The organism is Daejeonella sp., from assembly GCF_049655485.1.
Lineage (GTDB): Bacteria > Bacteroidota > Bacteroidia > Sphingobacteriales > Sphingobacteriaceae > Daejeonella.
In genome coordinates, this window is the sequence record NZ_JBASJU010000028.1 from 1 (window position 1) to 15,111 (window position 15,111).

The 15,111-nt window shown below is 41.1% G+C and carries 16 protein-coding genes; 12 read left to right on the plus strand and 4 right to left on the minus strand.

What is annotated here, in order from left to right; genetic code table 11:
• Positions 1-240: DUF1801 domain-containing protein (locus tag WBJ10_RS01410; RefSeq protein ID WP_424287774.1), on the plus strand; the 240-nt coding region annotated here is incomplete at its 5' end.
• Between the two features lie 9 nt (positions 241-249).
• Here the strand turns inward: WBJ10_RS01410 and WBJ10_RS01415 are convergent.
• A complete protein-coding gene (locus WBJ10_RS01415; RefSeq protein ID WP_424287775.1) occupies positions 250-1,182 on the minus strand; it encodes a Gfo/Idh/MocA family protein in 933 nt (310 codons plus the stop codon).
• Between the two features lie 355 nt (positions 1,183-1,537).
• Here WBJ10_RS01415 and WBJ10_RS01420 point away from each other — a divergent pair, with 355 nt between their 5' ends.
• From WBJ10_RS01420 to WBJ10_RS01435, 4 genes are all read left to right on the plus strand, one after another.
• Positions 1,538-2,302, plus strand: coding sequence for an NYN domain-containing protein (locus WBJ10_RS01420; protein ID WP_424287776.1), 765 nt, complete (start codon positions 1,538-1,540; stop codon positions 2,300-2,302).
• A gap of 194 nt (positions 2,303-2,496) precedes the next feature.
• Positions 2,497-3,300, plus strand: a complete 804-nt coding sequence (locus WBJ10_RS01425; protein WP_424287777.1) for a LiaF transmembrane domain-containing protein — start codon at positions 2,497-2,499, stop codon at positions 3,298-3,300.
• Positions 3,301-3,411: 111 nt separating this feature from the next.
• Positions 3,412-4,413 carry a sensor histidine kinase gene (locus WBJ10_RS01430; protein ID WP_424287778.1) on the plus strand — a complete coding sequence of 334 codons (1,002 nt, stop codon included), beginning with the start codon at positions 3,412-3,414 and terminating at the stop codon, positions 4,411-4,413.
• A 2-nt stretch (positions 4,414-4,415) separates the two neighbouring features.
• Positions 4,416-5,156: a LytR/AlgR family response regulator transcription factor gene (locus WBJ10_RS01435; RefSeq protein WP_424287779.1), complete on the plus strand. Its 741-nt coding sequence runs from the start codon at positions 4,416-4,418 to the stop codon at positions 5,154-5,156.
• Here the strand turns inward: WBJ10_RS01435 and WBJ10_RS01440 are convergent.
• Together WBJ10_RS01440 and WBJ10_RS01445 are read right to left on the minus strand one after the other, a co-directional pair.
• Positions 5,153-6,040 (minus strand): flavin reductase family protein, encoded by an 888-nt coding sequence (locus WBJ10_RS01440; RefSeq protein ID WP_424287780.1) that lies wholly within the window; start codon positions 6,038-6,040, stop codon positions 5,153-5,155. The genes WBJ10_RS01435 and WBJ10_RS01440 overlap by 4 nt on opposite strands.
• A 97-nt stretch (positions 6,041-6,137) precedes the next feature.
• Positions 6,138-7,142 (minus strand): fumarylacetoacetate hydrolase family protein, encoded by a 1,005-nt coding sequence (locus WBJ10_RS01445; protein ID WP_424287781.1) that lies wholly within the window; start codon positions 7,140-7,142, stop codon positions 6,138-6,140.
• Between the two features lie 155 nt (positions 7,143-7,297).
• On the opposite strand from WBJ10_RS01445, the gene WBJ10_RS01450 reads away from it, so the two are divergent.
• The 7 genes from WBJ10_RS01450 (at position 7,298) to WBJ10_RS01480 (ending at position 14,661) form a co-directional block, all read left to right on the plus strand.
• A complete protein-coding gene (locus WBJ10_RS01450; protein WP_424287782.1) occupies positions 7,298-8,464 on the plus strand; it encodes a homogentisate 1,2-dioxygenase in 1,167 nt (388 codons plus the stop codon).
• Positions 8,465-8,481: 17 nt separating this feature from the next.
• Positions 8,482-9,606 carry a 4-hydroxyphenylpyruvate dioxygenase gene (gene hppD, locus WBJ10_RS01455; RefSeq protein WP_424287783.1) on the plus strand — a complete coding sequence of 375 codons (1,125 nt, stop codon included), beginning with the start codon at positions 8,482-8,484 and terminating at the stop codon, positions 9,604-9,606.
• A 271-nt stretch (positions 9,607-9,877) separates the two neighbouring features.
• A complete protein-coding gene (gene purN, locus WBJ10_RS01460) occupies positions 9,878-10,456 on the plus strand; it encodes a phosphoribosylglycinamide formyltransferase (protein WP_424287784.1) in 579 nt (192 codons plus the stop codon).
• 147 nt (positions 10,457-10,603) lie between these two features.
• Positions 10,604-12,130 carry a bifunctional phosphoribosylaminoimidazolecarboxamide formyltransferase/IMP cyclohydrolase gene (purH, locus tag WBJ10_RS01465; protein WP_424287785.1) on the plus strand — a complete coding sequence of 509 codons (1,527 nt, stop codon included), beginning with the start codon at positions 10,604-10,606 and terminating at the stop codon, positions 12,128-12,130.
• 78 nt (positions 12,131-12,208) lie between these two features.
• Complete coding sequence (locus WBJ10_RS01470; RefSeq protein WP_424287786.1) at positions 12,209-13,231, plus strand: rod shape-determining protein; 1,023 nt, start codon at positions 12,209-12,211, stop codon at positions 13,229-13,231.
• Between the two features lie 87 nt (positions 13,232-13,318).
• Positions 13,319-14,146 carry a rod shape-determining protein MreC gene (gene mreC / locus WBJ10_RS01475; RefSeq protein WP_424287787.1) on the plus strand — a complete coding sequence of 276 codons (828 nt, stop codon included), beginning with the start codon at positions 13,319-13,321 and terminating at the stop codon, positions 14,144-14,146.
• Positions 14,146-14,661, plus strand: coding sequence for a rod shape-determining protein MreD (locus WBJ10_RS01480; RefSeq protein WP_424287788.1), 516 nt, complete (start codon positions 14,146-14,148; stop codon positions 14,659-14,661). Before mreC ends, WBJ10_RS01480 begins: the two co-directional genes overlap by 1 nt.
• On the opposite strand, the gene WBJ10_RS01485 is transcribed toward WBJ10_RS01480, so the two are convergent.
• A complete protein-coding gene (locus WBJ10_RS01485; protein WP_424287789.1) occupies positions 14,654-15,082 on the minus strand; it encodes a DUF983 domain-containing protein in 429 nt (142 codons plus the stop codon). The genes WBJ10_RS01480 and WBJ10_RS01485 overlap by 8 nt on opposite strands.
• Positions 15,083-15,111: the final 29 nt, after the last annotated feature.

Sequence of the window (15,111 nt, forward strand, 5' to 3'; positions counted from 1 at the left end):
GCATCCCAAAAGAATTTTATCGCTCTTTATCATATGGGAATCTATGCCGATCCGGCAATCCTGGATTGGTTTACAAGCGAATATCCTAAACATTCCAGTGCAAAACTCGACATGGGAAAGAGTTGTATACGGTTTAAAAAGCCGGACCAGATTCCTTTTGAATTGATTGGCGAACTAATGAGAAAGATTAGTGTCGAGGTTTGGATTAAAGCCTATGAAACTGCCTTCAGAAAGCAGTAAACGAATTGCTCACGGATGATAAGAATAATCTTTCTCCGTATTGTTTAGTTGCTCCACAATATCCTCACAAAGCTTATGTGTTTTTAGTGAATCGTCAATGGTAAACTGAGGCTTGCCGCCCGGTCTTATAGCCTGCAGAAAATCGCCCACTATCTGCTCAAAGCCCCTTTTATATAACATGGTGTCCCAATCACCCATAGTTTTGCTGGTCTCATCACGGTTAACATGAAGGCTTAGCGATGACAAGTTCAGGACTGTCCGCTTTTCGGTAGTGCTAAATACTTCGACCCTTTCTTCGACCAAACCTGAATCTCTGTTCATTATACCAATGGCAATAGCTCCATTTTCGGCGGTCATTTGAATAACACAGTGATAAAGCAGGTCACCTTTTTTCATCCCTTTCGCAGTGAGTTCTTTGACAGGATATGGAAACAGGTAAGTCAGGGTATCAACCACATGAATAAAATCATCAAATATAAAAGTGCGTACATCCCCCGGAAGGGCAACACGATTTTTCTGCATAATTATCATGTTTGGATTAGCCAGCTGTTTGAGTTCACGATAGGCCGGGGCATATCTCCTGTTAAAACCAACCATAAGAATTAGGTTCAGGCTCGCCGCTAATTGCAATAATCTTTTGGAAGAGGCATAATCATATGTTATGGGTTTATCCACATACACATGGATGCCGTTCATTAACAGCATCTGAATTATTTCCACATGGCTGCTAGTGGATGAATGTACGAAAGCCGCCTGAATGCCGCTATTTAATATAGAGTCGAAATCCTGATGAAGATTCTGAAAACGATATTCCCTGCCGATCCTGTAAAGTTTCTCAAGATCACGGGTATATAAATGCAGTTCAAGTTCTTTATTACTCAGTAGCGGTAAGTATGCCTTTTGAGCGATGTCGCCCAAACCTATGATGCCTATTTTTAGCAAGTTTTAATATCTTTAATATCAATACTACGTCGAAGTATAATCCGAAACTTTTTGTTTATAAATGTAAGGATTCATGCGTATGGCTGCAATCGAATATGACAATTACAATTACATAGTAAAAGGGCACAGCTTGGGGATATATTTCGAACGTACAATATACCGACCTTATAGGAACCTTATACCGTCCTTATAGGGACCTTATAGCGATATAGCAAGGGTGTACCAAGTGTCTGCAGCCGCTGGACTTGTACAAAAGGTCCTTTAAAAATACATCACCTCCGGCTGGATTGCCGCATTGTTCATGTATAATTATAAACATTAACTTTGTCACTTAAGGGAAACGGATTTTAACAGAATGGATATAACGAAAGATCTTAGGTTAGCAGTGTTAATTGATGCCGATAACGTTCCGTATTCGAACGTAAAGCCTATGTTTCAGGAAATTGCGAAATATGGAACGCCGACATTTAAAAGGATCTACGCCGATTGGACGAAGCCCACTGTTTCAGGATGGAAGAAAGTTCTTCTCGAAAACGCTATAACCCCTATCCAGCAATACAGTTATTCGACCGGCAAAAATGCCAGCGACAGTGCGATGATTATTGACGCTATGGATATTTTGTATTCCGGGAAGGTTGATGGATTTTGCATCGTATCTAGCGACAGCGATTTCACACGGCTCGCCACCAGATTAAGGGAAGCCGGAATGAAGGTAATTGGTATTGGAGAAAAGAAAACGCTTATACCTTTTATAACAGCATGTGATAAATTCATCTACATTGAAATATTAAAGGATAACGAAATTCTGCAGGACGATAGCCAGCCTGTAAGGCAATCAAAAAATACCAGCCGGAAGAGCGCTGCCCCTCTGAACAATATTGATAAAGAACTAATTAAACTTATACGTGACAGCGTTTCCGATCTGGAAGATGAGAATGGCTGGACTTATTTGGGGAACCTGGGGAATCTAATTTTAAAGAAAAAGCCTGACTTTGACTCCAGAAATTATAATTACCCTAAACTGCTGCCCCTAATAAAAAGCCTCAATATGTTTGAGTTTGACGAACGCCTGACCGGTAAAGGGAATATCAAGCATGTTTACATCAAGATCAAATCGTGATGTCCCAAACATGGTTATATTAACCTCCAGGCTGTGTTTGAAACCGTCCTGCCTGCATGATACAAGTAACAAGCTACTCCCAGGTTTTTTTTTACCGACAAATTTCCGACATTCACCGAGAACTTGAGTAAGCTCGCCTAATATACATGTGCTGATAAATGATAATATATTAGCTTAGATACAAATAATACGATATGCAAAACTTAAAAAGCTCCAATCAAAAATCAGGCAAAGCCCTTGTGGGTATAATTTTACTTGGTGTGGGATGTATATTACTGCTCAGAACACTCGACCTATTTTTTATACCAGGGTGGCTTTTAAGCTGGCCGGTCTTTATGATTGCAATTGGCTGTTTTATTGGCTACCGTCAGGGCTTTGATCGCCCATCGGCATTCGTTCCAATTATTATTGGTATAATCTTTTTAAGCAACCGGGTTCTCCCGGATATGGATTTAAGCAGATTTTTCTGGCCCTTACTGATTATAGCTTTCGGTGTGTGGATGATCATGGGCAGGAAGACGCCTAAGATGGATGCATTCGGCAAATGGAATAAAAAATCTGGAGAAGATCCTTATACCTGGACGGGTACGCAAACAGACCCAGAAAATGCAGGCACAGGTGATCCCTTGGGCACAGGTCCAGCTGCTTCGGGTCCATACCCTGAAGACCTGATCGATTCAGTTTCTATATTCGGTGGAGTGAAGAAAAATATAGTGTCTAAAAACTTCCGCGGCGGTGAGATCGTCAACTTTTTTGGCGGGTCGGAGATCAATTTAATGCAGGCAGATATAAACGGACGTGTCAACCTGGAGGTGGTACAGGTGTTTGGCGGAACAAAAATCATAGTACCGGCAAATTGGACAGTACATTCCGAAATGGTGGCAATATTTGGAGGAATTGAAGATAAACGCCCTCCTCAATTGAATGTAGCACCAGAAAAGGTTTTAGTAATTGTGGGGACATCATTATTTGGAGGCATAGATATTAAAAGCTTCTAACGGTCCATATTATTTTATCTACCCAGGAAACTAAATGTAAAATAGGTGTCTCAGCATCAAATAAGGCCGTCGTCTCATTCTGGCTCTGTCCTATCAAGGAATAAAATAATATTGATTGTAATTCAATGTATTGTGGTCTGTGTTTTGGCCCAATCCGCGATTTTATTTTGGTTCGGTTTTACACCTGAAACATCTCTTATTGACGGTTCAGTCAGCACGATATTACTCGCCATTGCCTGTTTTCTTATCGCTAACAACTTAAGATATTACAGACCAGAAAAGAACAGGTATCTGCTGATGCTGATGTACTGTGCCATTCTAGCATCCATCTGGCTACTGGTTAATCACTGGATTCTTGACTCACTCGTCTTGACTGATCCGCATTATGCTGAGTTTCTTTACAATTCATTGCCGGTTAGATTTTTCTTAGGCTTATTAATCATTAGCCTAATGGCGATGATAAGCGTTGTCTATTATACTCAGCAAGATCAAAAGGAAACTGAAAAACGTAAAATTGAAGCCGAAACCCTTGCCAGGGATGCAGAGCTTTACAACCTGAGACAACAACTCCAACCCCACTTTCTATTTAACAGTTTGAACTCAATCACTGCGTTGATTGGAAGCAGGCCCGAAGAGGCAAGAAAGATGATACATCAACTTTCTGATTTCCTGAGGGGGACTTTGAAAAAAGAAGACCAGGCGCCTGTTACTCTGGAAGCTGAACTGGAGCATCTGCAGCTGTATTTAGATATTGAAAAAGTAAGATTTGGACATCGGTTATCTACGGAGATATCTTTCCATGAATCCTGCCGACTAATGACTTTGCCTCCAATGCTGCTGCAGCCGATCGTGGAAAATGCTATTAAATTCGGCCTATATGACACCACAGGAGTGGTAACCATCAGTATATTTGCGGAATGTGTTGAGACTGAACTGCACGTTACTGTTCAAAATCCTTACGATCCTGATACTACTCGCCCTAAACACGGCACCGGCTTCGGACTTAGCGGAGTAAAACGCAGATTACATTTATTATTTGGTCGCACAGACCTATTGGAAACTACATCATATACCCATATATTTACCACAACAGTAAAAATTCCTCAGGTATAACAATGCGTGTAATTTTAATTGATGACGAGCCGCTGGCACGTTCGGTAGTGATAGAATACTTGCAGTCCTGGCCGCAGATTGAAATCGTCCAGGAATGCAGCGACGGCTTTGAGGGCGTGAAGGCTATTGCGCAACATGAGCCGGATTTAATCTTTCTCGACATTCAAATGCCAAAAATTAATGGGTTTGAAATGCTGGAACTTATTGACCAGCCTCCTTCTGTGATTTTTACTACCGCATTTGATGAATATGCTATCAAAGCTTTTGAAGAGCACGCCATCGACTATCTGCTAAAGCCTTTTACTAAAGAACGCTTTGACAAGGCTGTTCAGAAATGGCTGGACACCAAACCAAACGCTGAAGCGAAAAAAGATACCACTCTCATCCTTGACAATATTCAAACCTCTTCTCCAAAAAATGAGCGTGTAGTTGTAAAAACGGGGAATAAAATAAAGATCATACCAGTGAACGATATCATCTTCCTTGCTGCCGATGATGATTATGTAAAGATTCATACCGCTGAAGGTTCATTTCTTAAAAACAAGACTATGGCTTACTTTGAAAAGCTTTTAGGCGAAGATGATTTTGTACGGGTCCATCGCTCCTATATTGTGAAGATCGATGTTATAACCCGGATAGATCCATATGAGAAGGAATCTCATTTAGCAATTCTAAAATCGGGTGAGAAGATTCCGGTGAGTAAGACGGGGTATCCGAAGTTGAGGCAGGTGCTTGGGCTTTAAGAAAGAAGTACCTTCCAAGCCTCCGCCACCTTTCCTTGATTTAATAATTTCCGCGCGTACTGGTGAAGCTCCCGCTCACGGTTAATATTATCGCCAATCGTGGCATCAAGAATTTCTTTAAGTTCTCGATCAGATTGAAATTGAGTTATTTCCTCATCGGCAGGGAGTTGCTCAACATTTCCAAGCTGGCCTAAATTGTTTCCTGTAAGGATATCAGAATTTCGTATTGCTGACGGAATCGAGTCAACACCGATTCCGACGGTCCTAACCGGTTTCTCTACCTGAAAAAGATTGTCGGCAGTAACCCTGCAATACCAATCGCCTCCAAGGCGGGCCACAAGGTCTATTTTTACCTGGTCGATTTTGCCTTGATCATCCAGAATTTCTTCGCGGATGTGTATGCGTTTTATTTCGGCTAACACAAGATTCCCGGCTCCCGCATTATCTCCTAAAGGAATAACCTGCTTGACGATACACTCCATTTGCACAGGAGACTCGGCAACCCTGGGAGGTTTAACAAGTTCAGACTTTAACTGAGTGAAACCCGCTTTGATAAACTCATTTACTCCTTTTGGGTATTCAACACTGGCAAGTGATGTTTGCCTGACCATATCATAGTTGACAATATTAATCACACACTCAGGTACCTCAAGAACATTTTCGAGGCTATGCTTGGTTGTATTATCCCTTACCCTCCTTGCCGGCGAAAAAACGCAGACCGGTGGATTAGTACTAAACATGTTAAAGAAACTAAAAGGGCTTAGATTCACATTCCCATCTTTATCCATCGTCGATACAAAACAGATGGGACGAGGAGCAATGGCGTACTGCATGTAGGTTTGCAGTTCGACAGTGGAAAGATTGGCGGGGTCGATGGATAGCATAGGAAATGGATCAAGGAACAAAAATCAAAGAACAAAGACTTGCGGTATTTTACTATTAAATAAGTTCGCTAGAAAGTCAGTCCTTTATCTTTGCACTTTATTCTTTGTTCTTTTTTAATTTAAGTATCGACCAATCCGTATCCGCTTTCCGAATGGTATTGGTAAGGCGTCCTAACCCGGTTATTTCCATTTCAACTATGTCGCCGGGTTGCAGCCATTGTGGCTTATAATTAGGGTCATTTAACAAGCCTGTACCATTTAATTCAAGAAAACATCCCGTTCCAACGGTTCCTGAACCGATCACATCACCAGGCAAAATATCAACTCCATACGAACAGCGTTCAATAATCTCGGCAAAAGTCCAGTCCATATCTGCCATGTTACCCGAGGAAACTTCAATTCCATTTACCCAGCACTTCATAGAAAGATCGTACGCATTACCTGTATGGCCCTCTTTAGGAGATGTCTTAAATTGTTCAAGCTCGTCAGGTGTTACTAACCAGGGACCTATGACAGTTGAGAAATCTTTTCCTTTCGCAGGACCTAAATTGAGGAGCATTTCCTCCATTTGTAAGGTGCGTGCACTGAGGTCGTTCATCACCATATAACCCGCTATGTATGAGTCAGCTTCAGAAGCCCGGATATTTCTACCCTTTTTCCCAATTACAATTGATGCCTCGAGCTCGAAATCGAGTTTTTCGAAGTGATCTGGCATACATTCTATATCCCCTACTCCCTGAATCGCATTATGATTTGTAAAATAAAAAATCGGATACTGATCAAATTCCGGAATCATATCAACTCTCCTGTTCTTTCTCGCAGAAGCTACATGCTGACGAAACGCATAACCGTCTCTACAAGATGAAGGGTGCGGTACCGGTGCCATCACCTCGAAAAAGATCTCCTCCTTTGCTTCCTGCTTACCCGATTTGATCTCCTCATTGACTTTCTTTGCCCTGTCCATCAACTCCTCTCCCCCGGCCAAAAACTCATTCATGTTATCAGGAATTAGTTTATCGCACGAGTTGAGATTATAAATATGTCCCTTTATAAAAACACCCAGGTGTTCACGGTCTTCAGTTTTATAGGAAACTAGTTTCATAGATCTTGGATTTGGTTAGCGTTTCTTCAAAAATAATGATTTGCAATAAGGTTTTGGGAAAAATGATGAATTGCTTGCTGATATTGGTAATAATTAACTTTACCAAAAATCGTTACCTTTACACCACCAATTATATAACCAAAACATTCTAATCTATGCCTGTTTATCATACATTAGGATCTATTCCTCATAAGAGACATACCGTTTTCCGAAAACCGGATGGCAATCTTTATGCCGAGGAATTGGTCTCAACCGAAGGTTTTTCCAGTTTGTACTCTTTGGTTTATCACGTCCATCCACCTACTATCGTGAAGTCCCTGGGCGAACCCTATTCCGTAGAGCCGAAAATAGCTCGTGAAAAGCATCTGAAACATACCAGTCTTATCGGCTTCAATATTAAGCCGGAAGATGACTATTTGCAAAGCCGGAAACCGGTGCTGGTAAATAGCGATTTACACATATCACTCGCAGCTCCGCGTAAGTCGATGACCGATTACTATTACAAAAACAGCCAGGCCGACGAAGTGATCTTCATACACGAGGGCTCCGGAACACTTAAAACCGGCTTTGGAAAAATCCCGTTTGCTTATGGCGATTATCTCGTTGTGCCCCGTGGTACTATTTACCAAATGGAGTTCGATGATGAAAATAACCGTCTTTTCATTATAGAAAGCTTTAGCCCAATCCGTACTCCAAAGCGTTACCGAAACGCCTGGGGCCAGTTAATGGAGCACTCTCCATTCTGTGAACGTGACATCAAACGGCCACAAGACCTGGAAACACACGATCAATTTGGTGATTTCAAGGTATTGATCAAAAAACAAGGACTGATTTATCCATATACTTATGGTACCCATCCATTCGACTTCATCGGATGGGATGGATTTCATTATCCCTGGGCTTTTTCAATCCATGATTTCGAGCCAATCACCGGAAGGGTGCACCAGCCGCCGCCAGTTCATCAAACATTTGAGGGGCACAATTTTGTGATCTGTTCCTTTGTACCACGGAAATATGACTACCATCCTGAGGCCATCCCGGCACCATACAACCATAGTAATGTTGATAGCGATGAAGTACTTTATTATGTGGATGGGGATTTTATGAGCAGAAAGAGTGTGGTTAAAGGACAGATAACTTTGCATCCTGGCGGAATACCACACGGTCCTCACCCTGGCACAGTGGAAAAATCAATTGGAAAAGAACGTACTGAAGAACTTGCCGTGATGGTTGATCCTTTTAAACCGCTTATGTTAACCGACTATGCAGTAGGCATTGAAGACGAATCTTACCACAAAAGCTGGCAGGAAAATGTAGAGTAGTATCTAAAAACTTGACTATGACAACTGAAACCTTAGAAAATAAAACTCATAACACTGATTTTCTTCCCTTAAACGGGACCGATTATATTGAATTATATGTGGGGAACGCTAAACAGGCAGCCCATTTCTATAAAACTGCGTTTGGATTCCAAAGCCTCGCCTACGCTGGCCCGGAAACCGGAGTAAAGGATCGTGCTTCGTATGTACTTATACAAAATAAGATCAGGCTGGTATTAACAACGCCTTTGTATCCTGCACACCCCATCTCAGAACAGTTAACCAAACACGGCGATGGCGTTAAAATTATAGCACTATGGGTAGACGATGCTTACAAATCCTATCAGGAAACCATTTCCCGTGGAGCAGAAAGCTACATGGAACCTCAGACGCTCGAAGACGAAAGCGGAGTAGTTAAAATGAGCGGAATTTATACCTATGGGGAAACCGTCCATTTGTTTATAGAAAGAAAAAACTACAGGGGGCTCTTTATGCCAGGGTTTAGAAAGTGGGAAAGCCACTATAACCCCGAGGGGACCGGCTTATTATATGTTGACCACTGTGTGGGTAATGTGGGCTGGAACCAAATGGATAAGTGGGTTAAGTTTTATGAAGACATTATGGGCTTCAAGAACATCCTTACCTTCGATGATAAGCAGATATCAACTGAATATTCTGCGCTGATGAGCAAAGTGATGAGTAATGGAAACGGCTACGTTAAATTTCCTATAAACGAACCCGCCGAAGGAAAAAAGAAATCGCAGGTAGAAGAATATCTTGATTTTTACGGGGATGAGGGGGTTCAGCACATTGCAATCGCAACGAACGACATTGTTGATACAGTGACTAAACTACAGGATCGTGGAATTGAATTCCTCAAGGTACCCACCACATATTATGATGACCTGGAAAGCCGGGTAGGGAAAATCGAAGAAGATATTGAACCATTAAAACATCTTGGCATCCTGGTGGATAGAGATGAAGAGGGATACCTACTTCAAATATTCACCAAACCTGTGGAAGACAGGCCAACCCTATTCTTCGAAATAATCCAGAGAAAAGGAGCCAAATCTTTTGGAGCAGGAAATTTTAAAGCTCTTTTTGAGGCTTTAGAAAGAGAACAGGAGTTAAGAGGAAACTTGTAAACGAATAGGTAGCCGTGTGAAACGGCTACCTTTTTCCTATTACAGCGCATTTCCCGGGTTTCTTAAAAAAATTTACCTCTCCGAAGTAGATAGCTATCTCAGTATATCCGCTTTCTTTTCCGAAAAGCTGAAGAGCCAAACCCTTGTTGATTGGCTAAATTTGGATATGCGAGGCCACAACAATTCAGGTATTTCTGTGTTATAGAGAGTACTGTCAGAAATCATTTTCATACCTCAGTCAAAATAATATCTTTGCTAAAAAACAATTAGTTTGAAGAAACGCATAGCCCTTTTTGCTTCAGGTTCCGGATCGAATGCCCAAAAGATCATGGAGTATTTCAAAAAGCATGATGAATCAGAAGTGGTTATAGTCCTGACCAATAATCCGGAAGCTTACGTTTTACAACGTGCGGATAATTTTGAAATCCCGTCTCATATATTTGATAGGCACGAGTTCACTCAAACGGACGATGTGGTTAATCTTCTAAAAAATTTACAAATCGACCTGATAGTGCTGGCCGGTTTCCTTTGGCTTATCCCCCAAAATTTGCTCAAAGCATTTCCTAATAAAATAATCAATATTCACCCCTCACTCCTGCCTAAACACGGTGGAAAAGGCATGTATGGCGATAAGGTTCATCAGTCAATTCTCGATAAAAAAGAAGAAGAATCCGGTATCACAATACATTTTGTAAATGAAAACTTCGACGAAGGCGAGGTAATACATCAATCACGCTTTAGAATTGATAAAGGTGATGATATCGAAATGATAAAATTTAAAGGCCAGCAACTGGAACATCTGCATTATCCAAAAGTGGTAGAGGCTTTGCTCAAGAAGATGAAGAGTTAGTAAAAAAATAACTGAAAGTTGAAGGTAGAAGATAGCCGACTTCAACCCGAGTCGATACACCAAGCCTTTTTCAACTTTCAATTTTCAGTTCCTGTTCAAACTTCTCCCCAAAAAAACTATCTTTGCGCCTTCAATTAAAATTTTCAAATGAGCCACCCTGTTAAGATAAAAAACGCCTTAATTTCAGTCTATTACAAGGATAATTTAGAACCACTCATTCGTCAATTACATGCCGATGGGGTGATTTTTTACTCGACCGGAGGAACTGAGAAATTCATCCGTGAGCTTGGTATCGACGTTATTGCAGTTGAAGATCTTACCGGCTACCCCTCGATATTAGGTGGACGCGTTAAAACCCTTCATCCAAAAGTTTTTGGCGGTATTTTAAATCGCAGAGAAAATAAAGAAGACAAATCTCAAATTGGACAATATGAAATTCCAGAAATTGATCTGGTTATTGTTGACCTCTACCCTTTTGAAGAAACCGTAAAGTCGGGAGCCAAAGAAGAAGATATTATTGAAAAAATTGATATCGGTGGAATTTCCCTTATACGTGCTGCTGCTAAAAATTATAACGATGTAGTAATCATCGCATCAAAAAACGATTACAACACGCTAAGCGACATTTTAACAGAAAACGGTGGTTATACCATGTTATCGCACCGAAAATCATTGGCTCGTCAAGCCTTTAACACCTCATCTCATTACGACACCGCAATCTTTAATTATTTTAATCAGCAGGATCCACTCACCGTATTCAAATACAGCGAGAATCATTCAGTCTCACTTCGCTATGGAGAAAACCCGCACCAAAAAGGCATTTTTTATGGGGATCTAAATGAGATGTTTGAGAAACTTAACGGGAAAGAGCTTTCTTACAATAATCTGGTTGATGTAGATGCTGCAGTTTCATTAATAGACGAATTCGAAGAACCGACTTTCGCCATTTTAAAGCACACAAATGCCTGTGGCATCGCATCCAGAGACTCAATTCTTGACGCATGGAAAAAAGCTCTTGCCTGTGATCCCGTTTCTGCCTTTGGGGGTGTCCTTATTTGCAATCGTGAAATTGATGCAGAAACCGCTGATGATATTAATAGCCTGTTCTTTGAAGTTCTAATAGCTCCATCATACAATGAAAAAGCATTGGAAATCCTTACCGGGAAGAAGAATCGTATCATCCTTAAAAGAAATGAAGTCCAGCTTCCTACAAAACAGTTTAAAACTTTGTTAAACGGAATTATCGAACAAGATAAAGACTTACAAATTGAGGGAATTGAAGAGATGAGTCCGGTGACAGACCGAAAACCGGATGAGAACCAACTTAAAGATCTCGCCTTCGCGAACAAAATTGTAAAACATACTAAGTCAAATACAATCGTTTTGGCTAAAAACTCGTGCCTGATTGCTAGCGGCGTGGGACAAACATCGCGCGTAGACGCGTTACAGCAAGCAATTGCGAAGGCAAAAGCTTTTCATTTCGACCTGGCAGGCAGCGTCATGGCTTCAGATGCATTCTTCCCTTTCCCTGATTGCGTGTCGATTGCAGCAGACGCCGGAGTGGTTATGGTTTTGCAACCCGGCGGCTCAATCAAAGATAAGGAGTCGATCGATATGGCGAACGATAAAGGCATAGGTATGGTGACAACTGGTGTCCGCCATTTTAAACATTAATTAAAATTTCGCCCTACAACAAACAAGTAAAAAAAGAGTTTATCTTAGCATACATTTTCAACATATAACATTATAGGAATGGGTTTATTTAACTGGTTTACACAAGAGATCGCGATTGACCTGGGCACCGCTAACACTCTTATTATTCACAACGATAAGGTTGTAGTGGATGAACCCTCGATTGTGGCTTTTGACCGCACAACAAATAAAGTTATCGCTATCGGTCGCCAGGCTATGCAAATGGAGGGTAAAACCCACGACAATATACGGACTGTCAGGCCTTTGAAAGATGGAGTAATTGCCGACTTCAACGCGGCTGAATACATGATTCGTGGGATGATTAAGATGATTAACAACGGTAAAGGATGGTTCTTCCCTTCTCTTCGTATGGTAATCTGTATCCCATCAGGCATCACAGAAGTTGAAAAACGTGCGGTGCGCGATTCAGCGGAAATTGCTGGTGCAAAAGAAGTTTATTTAATCCACGAACCTATGGCAGCTGCTGTTGGTATTGGTATCGATGTTGAGGAGCCAATGGGAAATATGATTATTGATATCGGCGGGGGAACTACTGAGATTGCCGTAATTGCCCTTTCGGGGATTGTGTGCGATCAGTCGATACGAGTTGCGGGCGATAATTTCGACAGCGATATCGTTCAATACATCCGCCGTCAGCATAATATCATGATTGGAGACCGCACGGCTGAGAAAATTAAGATCGAAGTTGGTGCAGCCTTACCTGAATTAGCAGACCCACCTGCTGACTATGCTGTCCAGGGACGTGACCTGATGACAGGTGTACCAAAACAAATTACCGTTTCATACACTGAAATAGCTCATTGTCTGGATAAGTCCATTTCAAAAATTGAGGAAGCAATTCTAAAAGCACTTGAGATCACTCCTCCAGAACTTTCTGCAGATATCTATCAGACGGGAATTTATTTAACCGGAGGGGGTGCTTTACTGCGCGGCCTCGATAAACGTATCGCCGCCAAAACCAAGCTTCCCGTGCACGTTGCTGAAGATCCACTTCGCGCAGTTGTTAGAGGAACAGGTATCGCTTTAAAAAATATCGGTAATTTCAAATTCTTAATGCAGTAGATTCGTTGTTCGTTGTTCGTTGTTAGTTGTTAGTACCTTCTAACGACTAACAACCAACAACGAACAACCAACAACTAACAACCATCCATGCGTAACCTCTGGCTTTTCATAAGTAAGTATAACGCATTTTTTTTGCTGATCATTTTCTTTACCATTTCACTTATATTGTTGGTAAATAATAATTCCTTTCAACGAGCTAGTGTATGGAATTCGTCGAATCAGCTTGTCGGCAGCACTTATGAAAGAGTAAACGAATTCAGCAGCTATCTTGTTCTTGGAAAGTCTAATGATAGTCTGGCAGCGGAGAATGCAAGGCTGAGAAATCTGTTAAAGAGCTCTTTCTTCAGCGACAGCATTAAACGGGTAACTGTTACTGATACCGTTTTGAAACAACAATATACGTACACGGTTGCGCGGGTAATTAATAATTCTATACACCAAAAGAATAATTATATTACGATAAACAGAGGCAAAAAACATGGAGTCGAAAAAGGTATGGGTGTTACATCCGCCTCCGGAATTGTTGGGATTGTGTTAAATGTCTCAGAAAATTTCGCAACCATAAGATCTCTTCTTCATACTGAGACGAAGATTAGTGCAAGTGTTGACGCAAATATCGGATCGCTTGTTTGGGGTGAAGGAAATATGGATGCCCGATATGCCCTTCTTAAAGACATCCCCGGCCACCTTGTGGTTAAGAAAGGTTCCAGGGTGACAACGTCCGAATTTTCATTATTCCCTCAGGGAACCAATATCGGTACTGTTCATAAGACGGAAGTTCAAGGCAATACTAGTTCTTTAAGTATTGAAGTGAAGTTAGACACCGATTTCTCCGCTCTTCAGTATGTTTATGTGATTAATAATCTGCTTTCTAAAGAGCAATTATCTCTTGAAGCTTTAAACAAAGTGGAATAATGGGAAGAGCTCTAATTGTTAATATAATAAGGTTTTTCCTTCTGATCGCCACCCAGGTTTTTTTGTTAAAAAACATAGGTTACTACAATCTTAGCGTCCCGTATTTATATATTTTATTCATTTTACTATTGCCTTTTAACATCCCGAACATACTGTTGTTCTTGCTTGCATTTATAAGCGGGATAACAGTGGATGTATTTTACGATACACTTGGTTTACATGCGCTTGCATGTAGTGGAATGGCATTTGTAAGAATTGTATTTATTAGCGTAACCGTTCAGCGTGATGGGTTTGACAACGAGCCGGAGCCGCGTCTGGGTATTATGGGATTCAGGTGGTTCGTGTTTTATGCATTTATTCTGGCATTCTTCCACCATCTAATCTTATTCACATTCGAAGTCTTCCGAATATCGGAATTGGGGTTCACAATGATCAGCGTTATCTTAAGTGCTCTCCTAAGTACATCTCTGATATTGCTTAATGAGTTGGTATTCTACCGTAAGAAGGTTAGATAGATTTACGATCTCTACCCATGTCCGGAATATAATTTAGGCCCGGGGTTAGAAAATGTAGCAATATAAGTCTTGAATAACGATAATTGAAAGGGGAAAGGAGGATTACAACCGGGAAAATTACAGCCATATAAAGCCAAGGATTTGTGGTATTTCCCGTGACCCAATAAGTAAATACTCCGGCCAGAATCATTTGCACAACATTGAAAGCGTAACTTACAAACATAGCAACATAAAAATATCCGGGCTCCCGTTCAAATTTTAGATTGCAAAGCGGACAGTGGTCATTCATCTTTTGCGGTTTAAACCCGTACATCGAATTTTGAAAAACACTCCCCCTTCTGCAACGTGGACATTTTGAGTGTACTAAAGCATATATCTGGGTAACTCTTTGATCTCGGTCGATCTCCTGCGGAATACTCATCCTCTTATATTAAGATTGGTGCTTTTTTG

Bases quoted from the DNA above. Each gene is read 5' to 3' on its own strand.
- WBJ10_RS01420 (WP_424287776.1), top strand. From the start codon at position 1,538: ATGGATATAACGAAAGATCTTAGGTTAGCAGTGTTAATTGATGCCGAT.
- WBJ10_RS01425 (WP_424287777.1), top strand. From the start codon at position 2,497: ATGCAAAACTTAAAAAGCTCCAATCAAAAATCAGGCAAAGCCCTTGTG.
- WBJ10_RS01435 (WP_424287779.1), top strand. From the start codon at position 4,416: ATGCGTGTAATTTTAATTGATGACGAGCCGCTGGCACGTTCGGTAGTG.
- WBJ10_RS01440 (WP_424287780.1), bottom strand. From the start codon at position 6,040: ATGCTATCCATCGACCCCGCCAATCTTTCCACTGTCGAACTGCAAACC.
- WBJ10_RS01445 (WP_424287781.1), bottom strand. From the start codon at position 7,142: ATGAAACTAGTTTCCTATAAAACTGAAGACCGTGAACACCTGGGTGTT.
- WBJ10_RS01450 (WP_424287782.1), top strand. From the start codon at position 7,298: ATGCCTGTTTATCATACATTAGGATCTATTCCTCATAAGAGACATACC.
- hppD (WP_424287783.1), top strand. From the start codon at position 8,482: ATGACAACTGAAACCTTAGAAAATAAAACTCATAACACTGATTTTCTT.
- purH (WP_424287785.1), top strand. From the start codon at position 10,604: ATGAGCCACCCTGTTAAGATAAAAAACGCCTTAATTTCAGTCTATTAC.
- WBJ10_RS01470 (WP_424287786.1), top strand. From the start codon at position 12,209: ATGGGTTTATTTAACTGGTTTACACAAGAGATCGCGATTGACCTGGGC.
- mreC (WP_424287787.1), top strand. From the start codon at position 13,319: ATGCGTAACCTCTGGCTTTTCATAAGTAAGTATAACGCATTTTTTTTG.
- WBJ10_RS01480 (WP_424287788.1), top strand. From the start codon at position 14,146: ATGGGAAGAGCTCTAATTGTTAATATAATAAGGTTTTTCCTTCTGATC.
- WBJ10_RS01485 (WP_424287789.1), bottom strand. From the start codon at position 15,082: ATGAGTATTCCGCAGGAGATCGACCGAGATCAAAGAGTTACCCAGATA.